Genomic DNA, 18,284 nt, shown 5'->3' on the forward strand with positions numbered 1-18,284 from the left:
TGCCCGCCACGCTACCGGGGCCCTACCGTGCAGCCATGCCGCGACGCCGTCCGCTCGTCATCGTCGGCACCGTGCTCCTGCTGGCCGCCTGCGGCACCACCGGCCTGCGCGAGCTCCCGGTGGTCGGCGCCACCGGCATCGGCGACCCCTACTCCCCCGGGGACGGCAACGGCGGGTACGACGTCGACCGCTACGACCTCGTCGTCGGCTACGACCCCGGCACCGACGAGCTGACCGGGACCGCCACGATCACCGCCCGCACCACCGGCACGCCGCTGTCGAGCTTCTCCCTGGACCTGGTCGGCCTGGAGGTCGCCGCGGTGCAGGTCGACGGCACCGACGTGCAGGTCAGCCGGGACGACGACGAACTGGTCGTCTACCCCGGGCAGGTCGTCGTGGACGGCGACTTCACCGTCCGCGTGGAGTACTCCGGCGTCCCCGAACCGGTCGAGGACGGGCCGGGTGAGTCCGGGGTGGTCACCACCGACGACGGCGTGCTGGTGGTCGGCCAGCCCGACGTCGCCGCCACCTGGTTCCCGGTCAACGACCACCCCAGCGACGCCGCCGCCGTGCAGCTGTCGGTGACCGTGCCCGAGGACCTGGTCGCGGTGTCCAACGGCGAGCTGGTCGACCGCGGCGACCCGGTGGACGGCGAGCGCACCTGGGTGTGGCGCAGCGACCAGCCGATGGCCCCGTACCTGGTCACCCTCGCCGTCGGCGACTTCGACCTCACCGAGCGGGAGGTGGACGGCATCACCTACCGGGACGCCGTCGCCGCCGGGCTGTCCGACCGCCGGGCGCAGAACGCCCGCGCCGCGCTGGACCAGCAGCCGGCGATCCTGGACTTCCTGGCCGGGGTGTTCGGCTCGCCCTACCCGTTCACCGAGGCCGGCGGGATCGTCACCGCCTCCTCGCTGGGCTTCGCGCTGGAGACCCAGACCCGGCCGATCTACGCCCAGGACTTCTTCGGCTCGGCGTCGGGCGCCGAGCTCGTCGTGGTGCACGAGCTGGCCCACCAGTGGACCGGCGACGACCTGCGGCTGGACCGCTGGCGCGACATCTGGCTCAACGAGGGCTTCGCCACCTACGCCGAGTGGGCCTGGACCGAGGACCAGGGCGGCCCGACGGTGGCCGACCAGCTCGCCGACATCACGGCGATCCCGGACGACGACCCGTTCTGGGAGCAGGCCATCGGCGACCCCGGCGCGGCGTCCGACGAGCTGTTCAGCGAGGCGGTCTACCTGCGCGGCGGCGCGCTCCTCGCGGCGCTGCGGGCCGAGGTCGGCGACGACGACTTCGCCGAGCTGCTGTCCCGGTGGACCACCGACCGCGCCGGCCAGGCGGTGACCACCGGGGAGTTCACCGACCTGGCCGACGAGGTCTCGGGCACCGACCTCGGCGGGTTCTTCGACGCCTGGCTGGGCGCCGGCAAGCCACCGGGCTACTGAGCCGAGGGACCGAACCGCTCCACCCGGACGGCGGACGGCGCGAACCCCATCCCGACCAGCAGCTGGCTCGCGGTCTCGGCGAACCCCGAGGAGCCGCAGACGAACGCCGTCTGCCCGTCCTCCCACAGCGGCAGCAGGTCCACCGCGGTCAGCCGCGCGGCCGGCCGGATGCCGTGCTGCTCGCGGGTGAGCACCACCACCGCGCCGGCGGCCAGCAGCTCGTCGGCGTAGGGCAGCTCGGCCAGCGTGCGGGCCGACACCGCCACCCGGAGCAGGTCCAGCCGGTCGATCGACACGGCGTGCCGGACCATCGCCACCAGCGGGACGACGCCGGTGCCGCCGCCGACCAGCAGCGCCGGGGTCCGCCCGTCCCAGGCAAACCAGCCGCCGATGGGTCCCCGCACCTCCAGGGTGTCCCCGGGCTCGGCGACGTCGGCCAGGTAGGTGGACACCTCGCCGTCGTCCAGCCGCTCGACGAACAGCTCGACCAGCGGGTCCGACGGTGCCGAGGCCACCGAGTACGACCGCTGCGCGGTGTAGCCGTCCTCGGCGGTCAGCCGCACCACGTAGTGCTGCCCGGGCAGGTGGTCCACCCGGTCGGCGACGTCCAGCCGCAGCTGCACCGTGCGGGCCAGCGGCCGCTTGAGCCCGGCGATCGTCGCGGTGGTCCAGGAGGTGACCTGCTGCAACGGCCCCGTTTCAGGGACCCGCGGCGTGCGGAGCGCGTCGTGGGGGGGAACGGGGTCCTTCATCAGTCGCCCTGGTAGCGCTGCTGGCGCCACGGGTCGCCGCGGTCGTGGTAGCCGTTGCGCTCCCAGAAGCCCTGCTGGTCCCGCTTGAGGACGTCGAGCTTGGTGACCCACTTCGCGCTCTTCCAGAAGTACAGGTGCGGCACCAGCAGCCGCACCGGACCGCCGTGCTCGACCGTCAGAGGCTTCCCGTCGAACTCCCACACCAGCCAGGCCTTGCCGCCGACGAGGTCCTCGATCGGCAGGTTGGTCGTGTAGCCGGACTTGGAGGTCGCCATGACGAAGGCGCCCTCGGCGGTGGGCCGGGCGACGTCCCACAGCGAGTCCAGGGAGACCCCGCCGAACCGGGTGTCGAACTTCGACCACGTGGTGACGCAGTGGATGTCGCCGCGGTACTCGCTGGCCGGCAGCGCGTGCACGCCGTCCCAGTCCCAGGTGGTCGGGTTCTCCACGTTGCCGGCGACGGTGATGCTCCAGGTCTCCGGGCTGATCCGCGGGGTGGGCTCGGCGGGCCGGCCGGGGCCGGTGGGGGCGCCGTCGGACCGGCCCCCGCTGGGCGGCGNCGGGGGCCTCGATCTCGGGGGTCGGGTGGTGCGGGAACACGGTGCCGCGCTCGATCGTTCCCGGTAAGGCTCACCTTGCATGAGCCGTGTCACGCCGCGTTCACCTCGGCGTGACCTGTGCATGGTCGTACCGTGGGCCCGTGGCGACAGTGACGACGCAGCAGGCAGGACAATCGGCCGGGGCCAACCCCGGGCCGAGGCGGCAGCCGAAGACCGGGCGGTTCAGCTCGTCGGTCTTCAAGAAGGCGACGATGGCCGTGACCGGCATCATCTTCGTCCTCTACCTCATCGCGCACATGGTGGGGAACCTCAAGGCCTTCGCCGGGGCGGAGACCTTCAACAACTACTCCGAGTTCCTCCGCGAGCTCGGGGAACCGATCCTGCCGCGGCTGACCGTGCTGACGATCATCCGGGTGGTCCTGCTCGTCGCGATCGCGACGCACATCTGGGCCGCGGTGTCGCTGTGGCGCCAGGCCAAGCGGGCCCGCCCGATCGGCTACGTGACCAAGAAGCGCGTGCAGCAGAGCTACGCGTCCCGGACCATGCGCTGGGGCGGGATCATCCTCTTCCTGTTCATCGTGTGGCACATCCTGGACCTGACCCTCGGTGCGGTGAACCCGGCCGGCCGCGACTCGCTGCCCTACGGCCGCCTGGTCGAGGGGTTCCAGAACCCCGTCGTGGTCATCTGGTACGCCGTCGCGCTGATCGTGCTGGGCTTCCACATCCGGCACGGCGTGTGGTCGGCCACCCAGAGCCTGGGGCACAGCAACAAGCGGCGCGAGCGGGCCCTCAACGTCTTCGCCACCGCCTTCGCGGTGGTGCTGATCGGTGGGTACCTGCTCATCCCGTTCTCCGTCCTCTTCGGCATCATCGACTGACAGGAGCACCGCCATGGCACTCGAGCTGTTCCTCGAAGGCGACCCGATCGCCGACACCAAGGCCCCGCGCGACGTCCCCATCGGGGAGCGCTGGAGCGAGCGCAAGTTCCGCGGCAAGCTGGTCAACCCGGCCAACCGCCGCAAGCTGACGATCATCGTGGTCGGCACCGGCCTCGCCGGTGGCGCGGCCGCCGCGACGCTGGCCGAGGCCGGCTACCACGTGAAGTCCTTCTGGTTCCAGGACAGCCCCCGGCGCGCGCACTCCATCGCCGCGCAGGGCGGGATCAACGCCGCCAAGAACTACCGCAACGACGGCGACAGCGTGCACCGGCTGTTCTACGACACGGTCAAGGGCGGCGACTTCCGCTCGCGCGAGGACAACGTCCACCGCCTGGCCGAGATCAGCACCCAGATCATCGACCAGTGCGTGGCCCAGGGCGTGCCCTTCGCCCGCGAGTACGGCGGCCTGCTGGACAACCGCTCCTTCGGCGGTGCCCAGGTCTCGCGCACCTTCTACGCCCGCGGCCAGACGGGCCAGCAGCTGCTGATCGGGGCCTACCAGGCCTTCGAGCGGCAGGTGGCGGCCGGCAGCATCGAGACGCACTCGCGCACCGAGATGCTCGACCTGGTCGTCGTCGACGGCAAGGCCCGCGGCATCGTCGTCCGGGACCTGGTCACCGGCGAGGTCACCACGCACCTGGCCGACGCCGTGGTGCTGGGCACCGGCGGGTACTCCAACGTCTACTACCTGTCCACGAACGCCAAGGGCTCGAACACCACGGCGATCTGGCGGGCGCACAAGCGGGGCGCGCTGTTCGCCAACCCCTGCTACACGCAGATCCACCCCACCTGCATCCCGGTGTCGGGTGACTACCAGTCGAAGCTGACCCTGATGTCGGAGTCGCTGCGCAACGACGGCCGCGTGTGGGTGCCCAAGGAGCGCGGCGACAGCCGTCCTGCCCACGAGATCCCCGAGGACGAGCGCGACTACTACCTGGAGCGCAAGTACCCCGCGTTCGGCAACCTGGTGCCCCGCGACATCGCCTCCCGGCAGGCGAAGAACGTGTGCGACGAGGGCTACGGCGTGGGCCCCGGCGGGCTGGGCGTGTACCTGGACTTCACCGACGCGATCCAGCGCCTGGGCCGCAAGGCCGTCGAGGCCAAGTACGGCAACCTCTTCGACATGTACGCCCGGATCACCGGGGAGGACCCCTACGAGTCCGGCATGCGGATCTACCCGGCCGTGCACTACACGATGGGTGGTCTGTGGGTCGACTACGACCTGCAGTCGACGATCCCCGGCCTGTTCGTGATCGGCGAGGCCAACTTCTCCGACCACGGCGCGAACCGGCTCGGCGCCAGCGCCCTCATGCAGGGCCTGTCCGACGGCTACTTCGTGCTGCCGAACACGATCACCGACTACCTGTCGGCCGGTCCGTTCGAGAAGGTGCCCGCCGACCACCCGGCGATCGTCGAGGCCGAGGCCGGCGTGCACGCCCAGGTCGAGAAGTTCCTGTCGATCAACGGCACCCGCACGGTGGCCTCGTTCCACCGCGAGCTGGGCAAGCTGGTCTGGGACTACTGCGGCATGGAGCGCACCGCGGAGAGTCTCCGCAAGGCCCTTGACCGGATCCCCGAGATCCGCAAGGAGTTCTGGACCGACGTCAAGGTCGCGGGCACCGCGACCGACTTCAACCAGAACCTCGAGCACGCGGCCCGGGTCGCCGACTTCATCGACCTGGCCGAGCTGATGTGCATCGACGCGCTCCACCGCGAGGAGAGCTGCGGCGGTCACTTCCGGGCCGAGAGCCAGACCCCCGAGGGCGAGGCGCTGCGCGACGACGAGAACTTCGCCTACGTCGCGGCATGGGGGTGGACCCCGGAGGGGGAGCCCCCGATCCTGCACAAGGAAGCCCTCGAGTACGAGTACGTCCACCTCGCACAGCGGAGTTACAAGTGATGCAGCTGACCCTGAGGGTCTGGCGCCAGCCCTCCCCCGCCGTCAAGGGGAAGATGGCCAACTACCACCTGACCGACGTGTCCCCGGACATGTCCTTCCTGGAGATGCTCGACGTGCTCAACGAGCAGTTGATCCTCTCCGGTGAGGACCCGGTGGCCTTCGACCACGACTGCCGCGAGGGCATCTGCGGCAGCTGCGGCCTGATGATCAACGGCATCGCGCACGGCCCGGAGCAGACCACCACGTGCCAGCTCCACATGCGGTCGTTCTCCGACGGCGACACCATCGACATCGAGCCGTGGCGCTCCGGGGGCTTCCCGGTCGTCAAGGACCTCGTCGTCGACCGGTCCGCCTTCGACCGGATCATCTCCGCCGGCGGGTTCATCTCGGCCCCGACCGGCACCGCGCCCGAGGCGCACGCCACCCCGGTGCCCAAGGTCGATGCCGACGCCGCCTTCGACGCGGCGACCTGCATCGGCTGCGGTGCCTGCGTGGCGGCCTGCCCCAACGGCTCGGCCATGCTCTTCACCGCCGCCAAGGTGACCCACCTCGGACTGCTCCCCCAGGGCCAGCCCGAGCGGGACAGCCGGGTCGTCCGCATGGTCGCCCAGCAGGACGCCGAGGACTTCGGTGGCTGCACCAACATCGGTGAGTGCTCGGCCGTGTGCCCCAAGGGCATCTCGATGGAGACCATCTCGCGGCTGAACCACGACCTGCTCGGCGCCCTGCGCGCCGGGGCGGTGCCGACGAGCTGATCGACCCCTCGCGGGTGAAAGGGCGGTGGACCTCCGGGTCCACCGCCCTTTTCCGTCGTCCGGGGGCGATCTGACGACGGATTCCCCAAACGGTGGCCATCGGTGCCACCATGGGGCCACCGACGACGTGAGGGGTTCTGCGATGACCGACCTGCTCGACCAGACCGCGCTGCAGCAGCGCCGGCACCTGGTCACCGAGATCCCCGGCCCCCGCTCGCAGGAGCTGATGGCCCGGCGCAACGCCACGGTCTCGGCCGGCGTCGGCACCACGCTGCCGGTCTTCGTGTCCCGCGCCGGCGGCGGCGTGGTCGAGGACGTCGACGGCAACACCCTCATCGACCTCGGCTCGGGCATCGCCGTGGTCAGCGTCGGCAACGCCGCGCCCCGGGTGGTCGAGGCCGTGCAGGCCCAGGTCGCCGACTTCACCCACACCTGCTTCATGGTGACGCCCTACGAGGGCTACGTGGCCGTCTGCGAGGCGCTCGCCGAGCTCACCCCCGGCACGCACGCCAAGAAGAGCGCGCTGTTCAACTCCGGCTCGGAGGCCGTGGAGAACGCGGTGAAGATCGCCCGGCACGCCACCGGCCGGCAGGGCGTCGTCGTCTTCGACCACGCCTACCACGGCCGCACCAACCTCACGATGGCGCTGACCGCGAAGAACATGCCGTACAAGCACCGCTTCGGGCCCTTCGCCGGCGAGGTCTACCGGGTGCCGATGAGCTACCCCTTCCGCGACGGCCTGTCCGGTGCCGACGCCGCCGCCCGGGCGATCTCCCAGATCGAGGTCCAGGTCGGCGCGGGCAACACCGCCGCCGTGCTCATCGAGCCGGTGCAGGGCGAGGGCGGGTTCATCGAGCCGGCCCCCGGCTTCCTCACCGCGATCAGCGAGTGGTGCACCGCGAACGGCGTCGTGTTCATCGCCGACGAGATCCAGTCCGGCTTCTGCCGCACCGGCGAGTGGTTCGGCTGCGACGCCGAGGGCGTCGTCCCGGACCTGGTGACGACGGCGAAGGGCATGGCCGGCGGGCTGCCGCTGGCCGCGGTGACCGGCCGCGCGGAGATCATGGACGCCGTGCACCCCGGCGGCCTCGGCGGCACCTACGGCGGCAACCCGGTGGCCTGCGCCGCGGCGCTGGGCTCGATCGAGACCATGCGGGCCGAGGACCTCAACGGCGCCGCACGGGCGATCGGCGAGCGCATGCTGCCCCGGCTGCGCGCCCTCGCCGAGCGGTTCCCGGCGATCGGGGACGTCCGGGGCCGCGGGGCGATGATCGCCCTGGAGCTGGTCCGGCCGGGCACCACCGAGCCCGATGCCGCCCTGGCGGGCGCGGTGGCCAAGGCCTGCCACGCGCAGGGCGTCATCGTGCTGACCGCCGGCTCCTACGGCAACGTGCTGCGCTTCCTGCCGCCGCTGGTCATCGGGCACGACCTGCTCGACGAGGCCCTCGACGTCCTCGAGGCGGCGTTCGAGCAGGTGACCGAGCACTGATCCGCCGGCTCGACGGGCCCGACTGGGCCCTGCTCCGGGACGTCCGGCTCCGCGCCCTGGGCGCGGACCCGGCGGTGTTCGCCTCCTCGCTCGGAGTCGAGCGCGGGTGGCCGGCGGACCGGTGGCGGGAGCTGCTGGCCGCCGGCCCCTGGTTCGTGGCGCACCCGCTCGGCCTCGTCGGCGGTGCGGTGGCCGCCCCCGACCGGGCCGAGCTGCGCTCGATGTGGGTGTCGCCGTCCGCACGGGGCCAGGGGGTCGGCGCCGCGCTGGTCGAGGAAGTCGCGGACTGGGCGGCCGGGCAGGGCGCCGTCGTGCTGGAGGCCCGGGTCTTCGACGACAACGCGGCGGCCATCGCCCTCTACGAGCGGTGCGGCTTCGTCGTCGCACCGGGCACGACGGTCAGCCGGTGGCACCCGCCGCGCACCTGGCGGACCTGGGTGCGCGCGCTGCCCGGCCGGGGCTGACCCGACCGGGCAGCGCGACGGTCGCTCAGCCCGCGTGCTTCTCCATCGCGGCCAGCACGCCCGCCACGGCGAAGTACTTGTTCGTGCCCAGGTCGCGCACGGTCACGATGCCGAACGCCTCCTTGAGCTTGGCGGCGTCGCCGTCGCTCACCCCGGCCAGCGCCGCCACGGGTGCGTCCAGGATCTCGCCCAGCGGCTTGCCCTCGTATGCCTTGTCCAGCGCCTTGTCCAGCACGACCTCGACTGCCACGGTGTCCTCCACGGTCTCGGGAGACCGCACCCGGGTGGGCGCGGGTCGCGGCGAACCTAGCGCAGTCCCCTGCGCGTTGTGCCCTCCCCGGGACGGTCCTAGCCTGCGGGTGCACCCGCCCCTCCCCCCGAGGTCAGGAAGCCCCGTGAAGAAGCTCATCAACGACCCTGCCGACGTGGTCGCCGACGCCCTCCGGGGCATGGCGGCCGCCCACCCCCGGCTCCGCGTCGACCACGAGAACCGCGTCGTGTTCCGGGGTGATGCACCCGTGCAGGGCAAGGTCGGCCTGGTCTCCGGCGGCGGCGCCGGGCACGAGCCCATGCACGGCGGGTTCGTCGGCCCCGGCATGCTCGACGCCGCCTGCGCCGGCGAGGTGTTCACCTCCCCGGTGCCCGACCAGATGGTCGCGGCCACCCAGGGCGTCGACGGCGGCGCCGGCGTGCTGCACATCGTGAAGAACTACACCGGCGACGTCATGAACTTCGAGATGGCCGCCGAGCTCGTCGCCGCGGAGTCCGGCACCGAGGTGGTCACCGTCGTCGTGGACGACGACGTCGCTGTGCAGGACAGCCTCTACACCGCCGGGCGGCGCGGGGTCGGGACGACGGTGCTGCTGGAGAAGATCGTCGGTGCCGCCGCCGAGGAGGGCCGGCCACTGGCCGCGGTCGCCGACCTGGCCCGCCGGATCGACGACTCCGGCCGCAGCATGGGCATGGCGCTGACCTCGTGCACCGTGCCGGCCGCGGGCAAGCCGACCTTCGAGCTGCCCGAGGGCGAGATGGAGATCGGCATCGGCATCCACGGCGAGCCCGGCCGCCGGCGCGTGCCGATCGCCCCGGCGCGCGACGTCGCCGCCATGCTGGTGGAGCCGATCCTGGCCGACCACACCTTCTCCGACGGCGTCATCTGCTTCGTCAACGGCCTGGGCGGCACCCCGCTGATCGAGCTGTACGTGGTCTACGCCGAGGTCGCGGCGATCCTGGAGAAGTCCGGCATCGGCATCGCCCGCTCGCTGGTCGGTCCGTACATGACCAGCCTGGAGATGGCCGGCTGCTCGGTCACCCTGCTGCAGGCCGACGACGAGCTGCTGCGGCTGTGGGACGCGCCGGTCGACACCCCCGGGCTCCGGTGGGGCGCATGAGCGACGCGCCCACCACCGAGCAGCTCACCGCCTGGATCACCCGGTTCGCCGAGCTGGTGCACGAGCACCGGGACGAGCTCACCGCGCTGGACTCCGCCATCGGGGACGCCGACCACGGCTCGAACATGGACCGCGGGATGACCGCCGTCGTGGCCGCGCTGACCGAGGCTCCCCCGGACGACCCGGCGGCCCTGCTGAAGAAGACCGGCGCGACGCTGGTCAGCAAGGTCGGCGGGGCCAGCGGGCCGCTGTACGGGACGCTGTTCCTCCGGATGGCCGGCGCGGTCGGCGAGGGCTTCGCGCCCGCGCTGCGGGCCGGGTTCGACGGCGTGCTCGCCCGGGGCAAGGCCGAGCCGGGCGATAAGACGATGGTCGACGCGCTGGGCCCGGCCTGCGACGTCCTGGACGCCGGCGGGTCGGTCGCCGAGGCCGCGCAGGCAGCCGCGGACGGCCGGGACGCCACCGTGCCGTTGGTCGCCCGCAAGGGTCGGGCCAGCTACCTGGGCGAGCGCAGCGCCGGGCACGCCGACCCGGGCGCCACCTCGACGGCGTACCTGCTGCAGGCGGCCGCGGAGACGCTGTCGTGAGCGTGGGGGTGGTCGTGGTCTCGCACAGCCGGGCGCTGGCCGACGCCGCGGTCGAGCTGGCCCGGCAGATGCTGCCCGGCCGGGAGCTCGCGATCGAGGTCGCCGCCGGGATGGACGACGGCTCGCTGGGCACCGACGCGGTCGCGGTGTCCGAGGCGATCACGGCGGCGGACTCCGGCGAGGGCGTCGTCGTCCTCATGGACCTGGGCAGTGCGGTGCTGTCGGCGGAGACCGCGCTGGAGCTGCTGGACGACGAGGTGCGCGAGCGGGTGCTGCTGTCGGCCGCACCGCTGGTCGAGGGGCTGGTGGGCGCCGTGGTCGTCGCCGCCGGGGGCGCCGGCCGGGACCAGGTCGCCGCCGAGGCGGCCCGCGGGTTGGCGCCGAAGGAGGCGCAGCTCCGGTGAGATGTCCTAGCCTGAAGGCTGTGACCTCGCTGAGCGCCCCCGGGACCCTCTGATGGCCAGCGGCCTGTTCGCCCTGTTCGACGACGTCGCCGCGCTCGTCCGGTTGTCCGCCGCGTCGCTGGACGACATCGGCGCCGCGGCCGGCCGGGCCGGGGTCAAGGCCGCCGGCGTCGTGGTCGACGACACCGCGGTCACCCCGCGCTACGTCCAGGGCCTGGAGCCCGCCCGCGAGCTGTCGATCATCGGCCGGATCGCCAAGGGCTCGATCCGCAACAAGCTGCTGATCATCCTCCCGGCGATCCTGCTGCTGAGCCAGTTCCTGCCGTTCCTGCTCACCCCGATCCTCATGCTGGGCGGCACCTACCTCTGCTACGAGGGGGCGGAGAAGCTGTGGGAGAAGTTCTCCGGCCACCACCCGGAGGAGGCCGCCGCCGAGGAGACCGACGTCGACCCGGCGGAGCGGGAGAAGACGGTCGTCGCCGGGGCGGTGCGGACCGACTTCATCCTGTCCGCCGAGATCATGGTGATCGCGCTCAACGAGGTCGAGGACGAGCCGTTCGTCTCCCGGGCGATCATCCTGGTCGTCGTCGCGCTGCTGATCACCGCGCTGGTCTACGGCGTGGTCGCGCTGATCGTGAAGATGGACGACGCCGGCATCGCGCTGGCCGCGAAGAAGTCCACCGCGGTCGCCGCGTTCGGTCGCGGGCTGGTCAAGGCCATGCCCATCGTGCTGGCGACGCTGGCCACCGTCGGGATCGCCGCGATGCTGTGGGTCGGCGGGCACATCCTGCTGGTCGGCGCCGAGGAGCTGGGCTGGGCCTGGCCCTACGACCTGGTGCACCACGTCGAGGTGGCCGTGCACGACGCCACCGGGGCGCTGGGCGGGGTGCTGGGGTGGCTGACCAACACGGCGCTGTCCGCGGTGGTCGGGGTCGTGGTGGGCGCGGTCGTGGTGGCCGTGCTGCACGTCGTCCCCAAGCGCGGCGGGAAGGCCGCCGCGCACTGACCTCCGGTCAGTCCCGGACGGCCTGCCCCAGGTCCCGGGCGGCGGCCACCAGCCTGCGGTCCCGAGACCACAGCACCGACCCGGGCACCAGCCGGACCGAGCCGAGCAGGTGGGCGTCGACCGGACCGAGTCCTCGGCCCCACAGCCGCTCGGCCTCGACGAACGAGGTGAACTCCTGGTGCGACAGCTGCGGGAACGGGCGCAGCTGCCGCAGCGCCCGCAGGACGTCCGTACGTCGCTCCAGCCGACCCATCGCCAGTTCCTCGGCGACGAGCGGGTGGTGTCCGACCTCGTCGGCGGCGAGTGCGTCGACGAGCGCGGGCTCCGAGGCGTGCAGGTGGTCGATCCAGATCGACGTGTCGACCAGGATCACGGCTCGTCGGGTCGCCGGCGGGGTCCTGCCTGCGCATGGGGATCGGAACCGCCGAGAGCCGCCAGTCGCCGCCCGCTCTCGATCCGGACCAGCAGCTCCAGGGACTCACGCAGCAGCGCCGAACGCTCGGACACCCCGGAGAGCTCCTGCGCCCGCGCCACCAGGTCGTCGTCCAGGGTCACCGTCGTCCGCACGACCGCCTCCTTCGCATCATCAGAAACTGCACCAGATGATGCGCTCGATGATGTCGGCGGTCAAGGTCAGCCGCCGCGGGCGAAGAGCTCCGCGGCCTGGGCGTCGTCGACGAACGGGTACTTCACCTTGAACTGGGCCAGGGCGTCGGGCACCGAGAGCACATGCGTCTCGCGCCGGCCGGCCGCGTCGACGGTCTGCACGGTGACCATGTCGTCGTTGATCGGCACCCAGTGGGTCTGCGCGTAGTCGGTGAACACGTTCGGCACGACCAGGACCCTACGACCGGGTCAGGCGGGCACCAGCGCGTCGGCGAACCGGGCCTCCAGCGCCTCGGTGATCGCCGTGCTCAGCCACCCCGCGGCGGTGAACAGGTCGCCGTCGGAGCGGTCGGCGGAGAGGGTGCCCGCCGAGGTGCCGAGCTGGTGCAGCGCGTCGCAGACCGTCGTCGTCATGCCGTGGGTATCGGCAGGTCGGACCGTAACCTCGACACCGTGGACCGACGTCGCTTCCTGGCCCTCACCCTGGCGGGTGGGGCCGCGCTGACCGGTTGCGGGTCGACGCCGTCCGCGGCGCCGAGCAGCACGACCACGACTCCCCCGCCGCCCACGACGCCGCCACCCACCACCCCGCCGGCGCCGTCCTTCCCGGCGCCGCAGCTGACCAGGGTGCCGATCCCGCCCGGGCGGCTCACCGAGCTCCCCGGCGACGGGTCGCTGCTGGCCTGGACCGTGGACGACGGCGACGACAGCTCGGTGGTGCGCGCCTACACCGAGTTCGGCCGGGACACCGGCACCCGGCTGACCTTCTTCCTCAACGGGAGCAAGCCGGCCTGGACCGAGAACGCCGACCTGCTGCGCCCCCTGGTCGCGGACGGCCGGATCCAGCTGGGCAACCACACCTGGAGCCACGCCGACCTCACCTCGCTGTCCGCGGCCGGGGTGCAGGACGAGCTGCAGCGCAACCACGACTTCGTGCTGAGCACCTACGGGGTCGACATGCGGCCCTACTACCGGCCGCCCTACGGCTACCGGGACGCCTCGACCGACGCGGCGGCCGCCGAGATCGGCTACACCTGCCCGGTGCTCTGGTACGGCTCGCTGTCGGACTCCGGGCTGCTCACGCCCGACCAGGTCGTCGGCTTCGCCGACCAGTGGTTCCTGCCGCAGCACATCGTCATCGGCCACCTCAACTTCACCCCGGTGACGACGGTCTTCCCGCAGCTGACCCAGATCATCGCCGACCGCGGCCTGACCACCGTCACCCTGGACGACGTCTTCGTGCGGCCCACCGGCTGACCCGGCGCCTCGCACCCGGTCACCCAGTGGCGACCGGACTGGCTCGTCGTCGCCGTCCTGGCCGGGGTGGTGGTCCTCGTCGTCCGGGCCAGGTGGCGGCTGCACGCGGCCGGGCAGCCGTGGCCCCCGCTCCGGGACGCCGCGCTGGGCGGCGGGGTGCTGCTCGGGGTGTGGGTCAGCTGCGGGTTCCCGGAGGCCCGGGCCCAGCAGCTGATGTGGGTGTGGACCCTGCAGTGGCTGCTCCTGCTGCTCGTCGTCCCGGCGCTGCTGGTGGCCGCCCAGCCGGTCGCGCTGGCCCGGGCCGCGCACGGCCCGCGGTCGGTGCTGGTGCGGGTGCTCGGGTCTCGGGTTCTGCGGGTCGCCGGCCACCCCGCGGTCGGCCCGCTCTACGTGCCGCTGACCGCCGGGGCGCTGTACTTCGGCGGGCTCGGACGGCTCGTCGTGCCGCACCAGCACGCGGGCTGGGTGCTGCACGTGGCCCTCCTCGCGCTGGGGGCGCTGATCGCGCTGCCGCTGGTCGACCGCGAGGACGCCCGCACCTCGCTCGCCGTCGGCGCCGCGCTGTCGGTCGGCGTGGTGGAGCTGCTGCTGGACGCCGTGCCCGGCATCGTGCTCCGCCTGGAGACGCACCTGACGATCCCCTGGTTCGGCGTGGGCCGACCAGGGTGGCTGGTCGACCAGCAGCACGCCGGGGCCCTCCTCTGGACGGTCGCCGAGTGCCTGGACCTGCCGTTCCTGGCGCTCACCGTGCTGCAGTGGATCCGGGTCGAGCGGGTCGAGGCCCGGCAGGTCGACGCCGTGCTCGACCGCGCCGACCGGGACGACCCGGACGCGACGACGACGCCCTGGTGGCTCTCCGACCCGGCCCTGCGGGACCACTACCGCGCGCCGGCCGGCCCGGGCCCGACGGTCAGGGGGGTGGAAACCTCCACCGGGGACCCGTGACGACGGGGACGGTCTCCGCGTCGGCGGGCCTCGCGGTGTGATCTGGTGCACCCATGACGATGACAGCTCCGCTGGCGCCGACGACGACCTCCCCAGACGTCGCGGGCTCCGCGCTCGCCGACGAGCTCGCGGCCGGGCTGCCGGCCGGTGCCGTGCTGACCGACCCCGACGTCGTGGCTTCCATGAGCCGCGACCAGGCCGCGTGGGCCCCGCACGGTCGGCCCGCCGCGGTGGTCCGCGCCACCTGCACCGCCGACGTCGTCCACGTGGTGCGCACGTGCCTGCGCCACGGCGTCCCGGTCGTCGCCCGCGGTGCCGGCACCGGGCTGTCCGGCGGGGCGAACGCGGTCGAGGGCTGCGTCGTCGTGTCGCTCGAGCGGATGGACCGGGTGCTCGAGATCAACCCCCTGGAGCAGCTGGCCGTCGTCCAGCCCGGGGTCGTCAACGACGACCTGCGCGCCGCGGTGGCCGAGCACGACCTCTGGTACCCCCCGGACCCCGCGAGCTCGCCCTGGTCGACGATCGGCGGCAACGTGGCGACCAACGCCGGGGGCCTGTGCTGCGTGAAGTACGGCGTCACCCGCGACTACGTGCTCCAGCTCGAGGTCGTGACCGGCCGCGGCGAGGTCGTCCGGCTCGGTCGGCGCACCGCCAAGGGCGTGGCGGGCTACGACCTGATGGGCCTGGTCGTCGGGTCGGAGGGCACGCTCGGGATCGTCACCGAGGTCACCGTCCGGCTGCGCCCGCTGCCCGCCCCGGCCGTGACCGTCGCCGGCTTCTTCTCCTCCGTCGTGGCCGCCGGCGCGGCCGTGCGGGCGGTGGGCGAGGCCGGCCTGGTGCCGTCGGCACTCGAGCTGGTCGACCGGCACTGCCTGCGGGCCGTCGACGAGTGGAAGAACATGGGCCTGTCCACCGAGGCCGAGGTCGTCCTGCTGGGCCGGTTCGACGAGCCGGGCGAGCTCGGCGAGGGCCTCGCCGAGCAGATGGTGGCGTGCTTCCGCGCCGCCGGCGCCACCTGGGCCGAGCGGTCCACCGACGAGGCCGAGGCCGAGGCGCTGTTCGCCGCGCGGCGGCTGGCCTACCCGGCGCTCGAGCGCCTGGGACCGGTCCTGACCGAGGACGTGTGCGTCCCCAAGGAGCAGGTGCCCGAGATGCTGGCGCGCATCGAGCGGACCGCGGTCCGCCGGGGCGTCGTGATCGCGAACATCGCCCACGCCGGCGACGGGAACCTGCACCCGCTGCTGGTGACACCCCCGGGGGACGTGGAAGCCAGGGCACGCGCCGAGGCCGCGTTCGACGACATCATCGCCGACGCCCTCGCGCTCGGCGGCACCGTCACCGGCGAGCACGGCGTGGGTCTGCTCAAGCGCGACGGGCTGACCGCCGAGCTGTCCGCCGAGGTGCTCGCGATGCACCGCGCCGTCAAGGCCGCCCTCGACCCCGCCCACCTGCTCAACCCCGGCAAGGTCTTCTCGTGAGCGCCACCACCGAGGTCGTCGAGACCGCGGCCGGACCCTTCGAGGTGCTGACCCGGCCCGGCACCACCGAGCCGGTGCTCGCGGTGCACGGGGTGTCCAGCAACAGCCGGCTGTGGGCGTGGGTCCTGGACGCCGCGCCGGAGGTCAGCCTGGTCGCCCCCGACCTCGCCGGCCGCGGCGGGACGCCGGCGCGACCGGGCCCGTCCTCGGTGCCCGCGCACGCCGAGCAGCTGGTGGCCCTGCTGGACGCACTCGGGCTCGACCGGGTCCACCTGCTCGGCATGTCGCTGGGCGGCTTCGTCGTCGCCGAGCTCGCCGCCCGGCACCCGGACCGGGTCGCCACCGTCACCCTGGTCGACGGCGGGCTGCCGCTCGAGGTGGGCGAGCAGGGACCGCCCCCGGCGGCCGCGGTGGCGCCCCGGCTGCGCGCCCAGTACGCCGACGACCGGGTCTGGGCCGACGAGGCTGCCTACCTCGAGCACTACCGGGCAAGCGTCGCCCCGCTGACCGGGGCCGACGACCCGCGCATGCTGGCCCTGGTGGCGCACGACCTCGCGCAGGTCGACGGCGGGCTGGCCGTGCACCGCGACCTGGAGACGGTGGTCGACGACGCGGTCTCGGTCTTCGCCTCGTCAGCCCCGGCCCAGGCCCTCGCCGCCGTGCGGGCGCCGGTCAGGCTGGTCCACGCGCCGTGGAGCAACGGGGCCGGTTCGCCGCCGATGTACGCGGCCGCGCACGTGGCCCGCCTGGTCGCCGCGACGCCGTCCCTCGTCTCCGCCGAGCTGGTGGAGGACGTCGACCACGCGGCGATCATCATGACCGACCACGGCGCAGCGGCCTGCGCAGCGGCCCTGCGCGGCAACCTCGGGCCCATCTGACCCAGCGGTCCCAGGGGTGGATGCATCGCCCATACGAGGGGGTCGTCCGTGGAGAGGATCCCCGTCGTGCAGCCACCGCGGAGTGCCTAGCGTCACAGCCAGCGGCGGCGGCGAGCCGGCCCGGACCAGGAGAGACCATGACGACGAGCAAGATCCCCACCACCGCCGTGCCGGGCGAGCCGACCGAGGCAACCACGGCACCCGCGCCCCGCATGCGGCGGATGTCCTTCAGGCTCCTGATGGTCTACGTCGCGATCCTGGCGGTGAACTCGGGTGGCAACGGGATCCTGCTGCCGAACATCGTGGCGGGGATCGACGAGGCCGGGAAGATCGGCAACCTCGCGATCGTCACCACCGTCGCCTTCGTCGCCAACATCTTCGCCCAGCCGATCGCCGGCGCCCTGTCCGATGCCACCCGGTCGCGCTTCGGCCGCCGCACGCCGTGGATGGTGGCCGGCGCCCTGCTGACCGGCGGGTTCGTCCTGGGCCTGCCGATGGCGCAGTCGGTGTTCACCGTCGCGCTGGTGTGGCTGGTCGTCCAGGTCGGCGTCAACGTGCTGCAGGCGGCCGCGACGGCCGTCGTGCCCGACCGCTACCCGGCGGCCCGCCGCGGCGGGGTCTCGGCGATGATCGGCGTCGGCATCACCATCGGCAACGCGGTCGGCGTGACCGTGGCCGGCAGCACCGCCGGCCAGGGCTCCCTGCCCTACGTGGTCCTGGCCGGCCTCGTCGTCCTCGTCGTCGGCGTCTTCGTCGTGGTCAACCGGGACGAGCCCAGCACGCACCTGCCCCACGAGCGCACCGGCGCCCGGGAGTTCCTGCGCGGGTTCTGGGTCAGCCCGCGCCAGCACCCCGACTTCGCCTGGGCCTTCGCCTCCCGCTTCCTCATGGTGATCGGGTTCTTCGGCGCCCAGACCTTCGGTCTCTACATCCTGCGCGACTACATCGGCCTGGGCGACGAGGAGTCCAACTCCTTCGCCGCCACGATGGGCGTCGTCCTGCTCGTGGGTGTCCTGCTCTCGGCGTCGGTCAGCGGCTGGCTCTCCGACCGCGTCGGCCGGCGCAAGCCCTTCATCGTCTGGTCCTCGGTCGTCATGTCGATCGCCCTCGCCGTCCCCCTCGCCGTGCCCACGACGACCGGCGTCCTGGTCTACCCGTTCCTGCTGGGCCTGGGCTTCGGTGCCTACATCTCCATCGACCTCGCCCTCATGACCGAGGTCCTGCCCGCCCGCCTCGGCGGGGGCAGCGCCGGGCGCGACCTGGCCATCCTCGGTCTGGCCACCACCGTCCCGCAGGCCATGAGCCCCTCGATCGCCGCGGGCCTGGTCACGCTCACCGGCGGGTACCCGGTCCTCTTCGTCTCCGGCATCGTCTTCGTGATGCTGGGCGCGGTCGCCATCCGCCGGGTCAAGGCCGTCCGGTGACG

22 protein-coding genes are annotated in these 18,284 nt (G+C 73.1%); 15 read left to right on the top strand and 7 right to left on the bottom strand.

Translation table 11 applies throughout. The annotated features are described in order from the left end of the window. Positions 1–35 precede the first annotated feature (35 nt). Positions 36–1,448, top strand: coding sequence for a M1 family metallopeptidase (locus LFA75_RS05880; RefSeq protein WP_225232751.1), 1,413 nt, complete (start codon positions 36–38; stop codon positions 1,446–1,448). On the opposite strand, the gene LFA75_RS05885 is transcribed toward LFA75_RS05880, so the two are convergent. Together LFA75_RS05885 and LFA75_RS05890 are read right to left on the bottom strand one after the other, a co-directional pair. Further along, the gene (locus tag LFA75_RS05885; protein WP_225232752.1) at positions 1,442–2,137 is read right to left on the bottom strand and encodes an FAD-binding oxidoreductase; all 696 of its coding nucleotides are present in this window, start codon (positions 2,135–2,137) and stop codon (positions 1,442–1,444) included. The genes LFA75_RS05880 and LFA75_RS05885 overlap by 7 nt on opposite strands. Before the next feature lie 62 nt (positions 2,138–2,199). Next, complete coding sequence (locus LFA75_RS05890) at positions 2,200–2,883, bottom strand: molybdopterin-dependent oxidoreductase (protein WP_318249964.1); 684 nt, start codon at positions 2,881–2,883, stop codon at positions 2,200–2,202. A gap of 17 nt (positions 2,884–2,900) precedes the next feature. On the opposite strand from LFA75_RS05890, the gene LFA75_RS05895 reads away from it, so the two are divergent. The 5 genes from LFA75_RS05895 to LFA75_RS05915 all read left to right on the top strand — a co-directional run bounded on the left by LFA75_RS05895 (position 2,901) and on the right by LFA75_RS05915 (position 8,306). After that, on the top strand, positions 2,901–3,638 hold the full coding sequence (locus LFA75_RS05895) for a succinate dehydrogenase cytochrome b subunit (RefSeq protein ID WP_225232754.1): 738 nt from the start codon (positions 2,901–2,903) through the stop codon (positions 3,636–3,638). A gap of 13 nt (positions 3,639–3,651) precedes the next feature. Further along, the gene (locus LFA75_RS05900; protein ID WP_225232755.1) at positions 3,652–5,598 is read left to right on the top strand and encodes a fumarate reductase/succinate dehydrogenase flavoprotein subunit; all 1,947 of its coding nucleotides are present in this window, start codon (positions 3,652–3,654) and stop codon (positions 5,596–5,598) included. After that, positions 5,598–6,353, top strand: a complete 756-nt coding sequence (locus tag LFA75_RS05905; RefSeq protein WP_225232756.1) for a succinate dehydrogenase/fumarate reductase iron-sulfur subunit — start codon at positions 5,598–5,600, stop codon at positions 6,351–6,353. The genes LFA75_RS05900 and LFA75_RS05905 overlap by 1 nt, the downstream gene beginning before the upstream one ends. A gap of 142 nt (positions 6,354–6,495) precedes the next feature. Then, positions 6,496–7,842 (top strand): 4-aminobutyrate--2-oxoglutarate transaminase, encoded by a 1,347-nt coding sequence (gabT, locus tag LFA75_RS05910; protein ID WP_225232757.1) that lies wholly within the window; start codon positions 6,496–6,498, stop codon positions 7,840–7,842. A 74-nt stretch (positions 7,843–7,916) separates the two neighbouring features. Further along, the gene (locus tag LFA75_RS05915) at positions 7,917–8,306 is read left to right on the top strand and encodes a GNAT family N-acetyltransferase (protein ID WP_225232758.1); all 390 of its coding nucleotides are present in this window, start codon (positions 7,917–7,919) and stop codon (positions 8,304–8,306) included. Between the two features lie 25 nt (positions 8,307–8,331). Here LFA75_RS05915 and LFA75_RS05920 read toward each other — a convergent pair whose 3' ends face one another. Further along, positions 8,332–8,556, bottom strand: a complete 225-nt coding sequence (locus LFA75_RS05920) for a hypothetical protein (protein ID WP_225232759.1) — start codon at positions 8,554–8,556, stop codon at positions 8,332–8,334. Between the two features lie 145 nt (positions 8,557–8,701). On the opposite strand from LFA75_RS05920, the gene dhaK reads away from it, so the two are divergent. The 4 genes from dhaK to LFA75_RS05940 are packed head-to-tail and all read left to right on the top strand — an operon-like array spanning position 8,702 to position 11,694. Further along, positions 8,702–9,697: a dihydroxyacetone kinase subunit DhaK gene (gene dhaK / locus LFA75_RS05925; RefSeq protein WP_225232760.1), complete on the top strand. Its 996-nt coding sequence runs from the start codon at positions 8,702–8,704 to the stop codon at positions 9,695–9,697. Continuing rightward, positions 9,694–10,284, top strand: coding sequence for a dihydroxyacetone kinase subunit DhaL (gene dhaL / locus LFA75_RS05930; RefSeq protein ID WP_225232761.1), 591 nt, complete (start codon positions 9,694–9,696; stop codon positions 10,282–10,284). The genes dhaK and dhaL overlap by 4 nt, the downstream gene beginning before the upstream one ends. After that, positions 10,281–10,688, top strand: coding sequence for a dihydroxyacetone kinase phosphoryl donor subunit DhaM (dhaM, locus tag LFA75_RS05935; protein WP_225232762.1), 408 nt, complete (start codon positions 10,281–10,283; stop codon positions 10,686–10,688). The genes dhaL and dhaM overlap by 4 nt, the downstream gene beginning before the upstream one ends. Positions 10,689–10,740: 52 nt before the next feature. Then, positions 10,741–11,694 carry a DUF808 domain-containing protein gene (locus LFA75_RS05940; protein ID WP_225232763.1) on the top strand — a complete coding sequence of 318 codons (954 nt, stop codon included), beginning with the start codon at positions 10,741–10,743 and terminating at the stop codon, positions 11,692–11,694. 7 nt (positions 11,695–11,701) lie between these two features. On the opposite strand, the gene LFA75_RS05945 is transcribed toward LFA75_RS05940, so the two are convergent. The 4 genes from LFA75_RS05945 to LFA75_RS05960 form a co-directional block, all read right to left on the bottom strand. Then, positions 11,702–12,067, bottom strand: coding sequence for a type II toxin-antitoxin system VapC family toxin (locus tag LFA75_RS05945; protein WP_225232764.1), 366 nt, complete (start codon positions 12,065–12,067; stop codon positions 11,702–11,704). Continuing rightward, a complete protein-coding gene (locus LFA75_RS05950; RefSeq protein WP_225232765.1) occupies positions 12,064–12,261 on the bottom strand; it encodes a type II toxin-antitoxin system VapB family antitoxin in 198 nt (65 codons plus the stop codon). The genes LFA75_RS05945 and LFA75_RS05950 overlap by 4 nt, the downstream gene beginning before the upstream one ends. Positions 12,262–12,327: 66 nt before the next feature. Further along, positions 12,328–12,528: a hypothetical protein gene (locus LFA75_RS05955; protein ID WP_225232766.1), complete on the bottom strand. Its 201-nt coding sequence runs from the start codon at positions 12,526–12,528 to the stop codon at positions 12,328–12,330. A 21-nt stretch (positions 12,529–12,549) separates the two neighbouring features. Next, positions 12,550–12,714, bottom strand: a complete 165-nt coding sequence (locus LFA75_RS05960; protein ID WP_225232767.1) for a hypothetical protein — start codon at positions 12,712–12,714, stop codon at positions 12,550–12,552. A gap of 39 nt (positions 12,715–12,753) precedes the next feature. Between LFA75_RS05960 and LFA75_RS05965 the strand changes: the two genes are divergently transcribed. From LFA75_RS05965 to LFA75_RS05985, 5 genes are all read left to right on the top strand, one after another. Beyond that, positions 12,754–13,557, top strand: coding sequence for a polysaccharide deacetylase family protein (locus tag LFA75_RS05965; protein ID WP_225232768.1), 804 nt, complete (start codon positions 12,754–12,756; stop codon positions 13,555–13,557). 66 nt (positions 13,558–13,623) lie between these two features. Further along, the gene (locus LFA75_RS05970; protein ID WP_225232769.1) at positions 13,624–14,502 is read left to right on the top strand and encodes a cytochrome c oxidase assembly protein; all 879 of its coding nucleotides are present in this window, start codon (positions 13,624–13,626) and stop codon (positions 14,500–14,502) included. Between the two features lie 53 nt (positions 14,503–14,555). After that, complete coding sequence (locus LFA75_RS05975; RefSeq protein ID WP_225232770.1) at positions 14,556–15,980, top strand: FAD-binding oxidoreductase; 1,425 nt, start codon at positions 14,556–14,558, stop codon at positions 15,978–15,980. After that, complete coding sequence (locus LFA75_RS05980; protein ID WP_225232771.1) at positions 15,977–16,858, top strand: alpha/beta fold hydrolase; 882 nt, start codon at positions 15,977–15,979, stop codon at positions 16,856–16,858. Before LFA75_RS05975 ends, LFA75_RS05980 begins: the two co-directional genes overlap by 4 nt. Before the next feature lie 137 nt (positions 16,859–16,995). Beyond that, positions 16,996–18,282 (top strand): MFS transporter, encoded by a 1,287-nt coding sequence (locus LFA75_RS05985; protein ID WP_225232772.1) that lies wholly within the window; start codon positions 16,996–16,998, stop codon positions 18,280–18,282. Positions 18,283–18,284: the final 2 nt, after the last annotated feature.

Origin of the sequence: Klenkia terrae, assembly GCF_900491935.1 — a bacterium.
Classification (GTDB): Bacteria; Actinomycetota; Actinomycetes; order Mycobacteriales; family Geodermatophilaceae; genus Klenkia; species Klenkia terrae.

Bases quoted from the DNA above. Each gene is read 5' to 3' on its own strand.
- LFA75_RS05880 (WP_225232751.1), top strand. From the start codon at position 36: ATGCCGCGACGCCGTCCGCTCGTCATCGTCGGCACCGTGCTCCTGCTG.
- LFA75_RS05900 (WP_225232755.1), top strand. From the start codon at position 3,652: ATGGCACTCGAGCTGTTCCTCGAAGGCGACCCGATCGCCGACACCAAG.
- LFA75_RS05905 (WP_225232756.1), top strand. From the start codon at position 5,598: ATGCAGCTGACCCTGAGGGTCTGGCGCCAGCCCTCCCCCGCCGTCAAG.
- gabT (WP_225232757.1), top strand. From the start codon at position 6,496: ATGACCGACCTGCTCGACCAGACCGCGCTGCAGCAGCGCCGGCACCTG.
- dhaL (WP_225232761.1), top strand. From the start codon at position 9,694: ATGAGCGACGCGCCCACCACCGAGCAGCTCACCGCCTGGATCACCCGG.
- LFA75_RS05940 (WP_225232763.1), top strand. From the start codon at position 10,741: ATGGCCAGCGGCCTGTTCGCCCTGTTCGACGACGTCGCCGCGCTCGTC.
- LFA75_RS05960 (WP_225232767.1), bottom strand. From the start codon at position 12,714: ATGACGACGACGGTCTGCGACGCGCTGCACCAGCTCGGCACCTCGGCG.
- LFA75_RS05975 (WP_225232770.1), top strand. From the start codon at position 14,556: ATGACGATGACAGCTCCGCTGGCGCCGACGACGACCTCCCCAGACGTC.
- LFA75_RS05985 (WP_225232772.1), top strand. From the start codon at position 16,996: ATGACGACGAGCAAGATCCCCACCACCGCCGTGCCGGGCGAGCCGACC.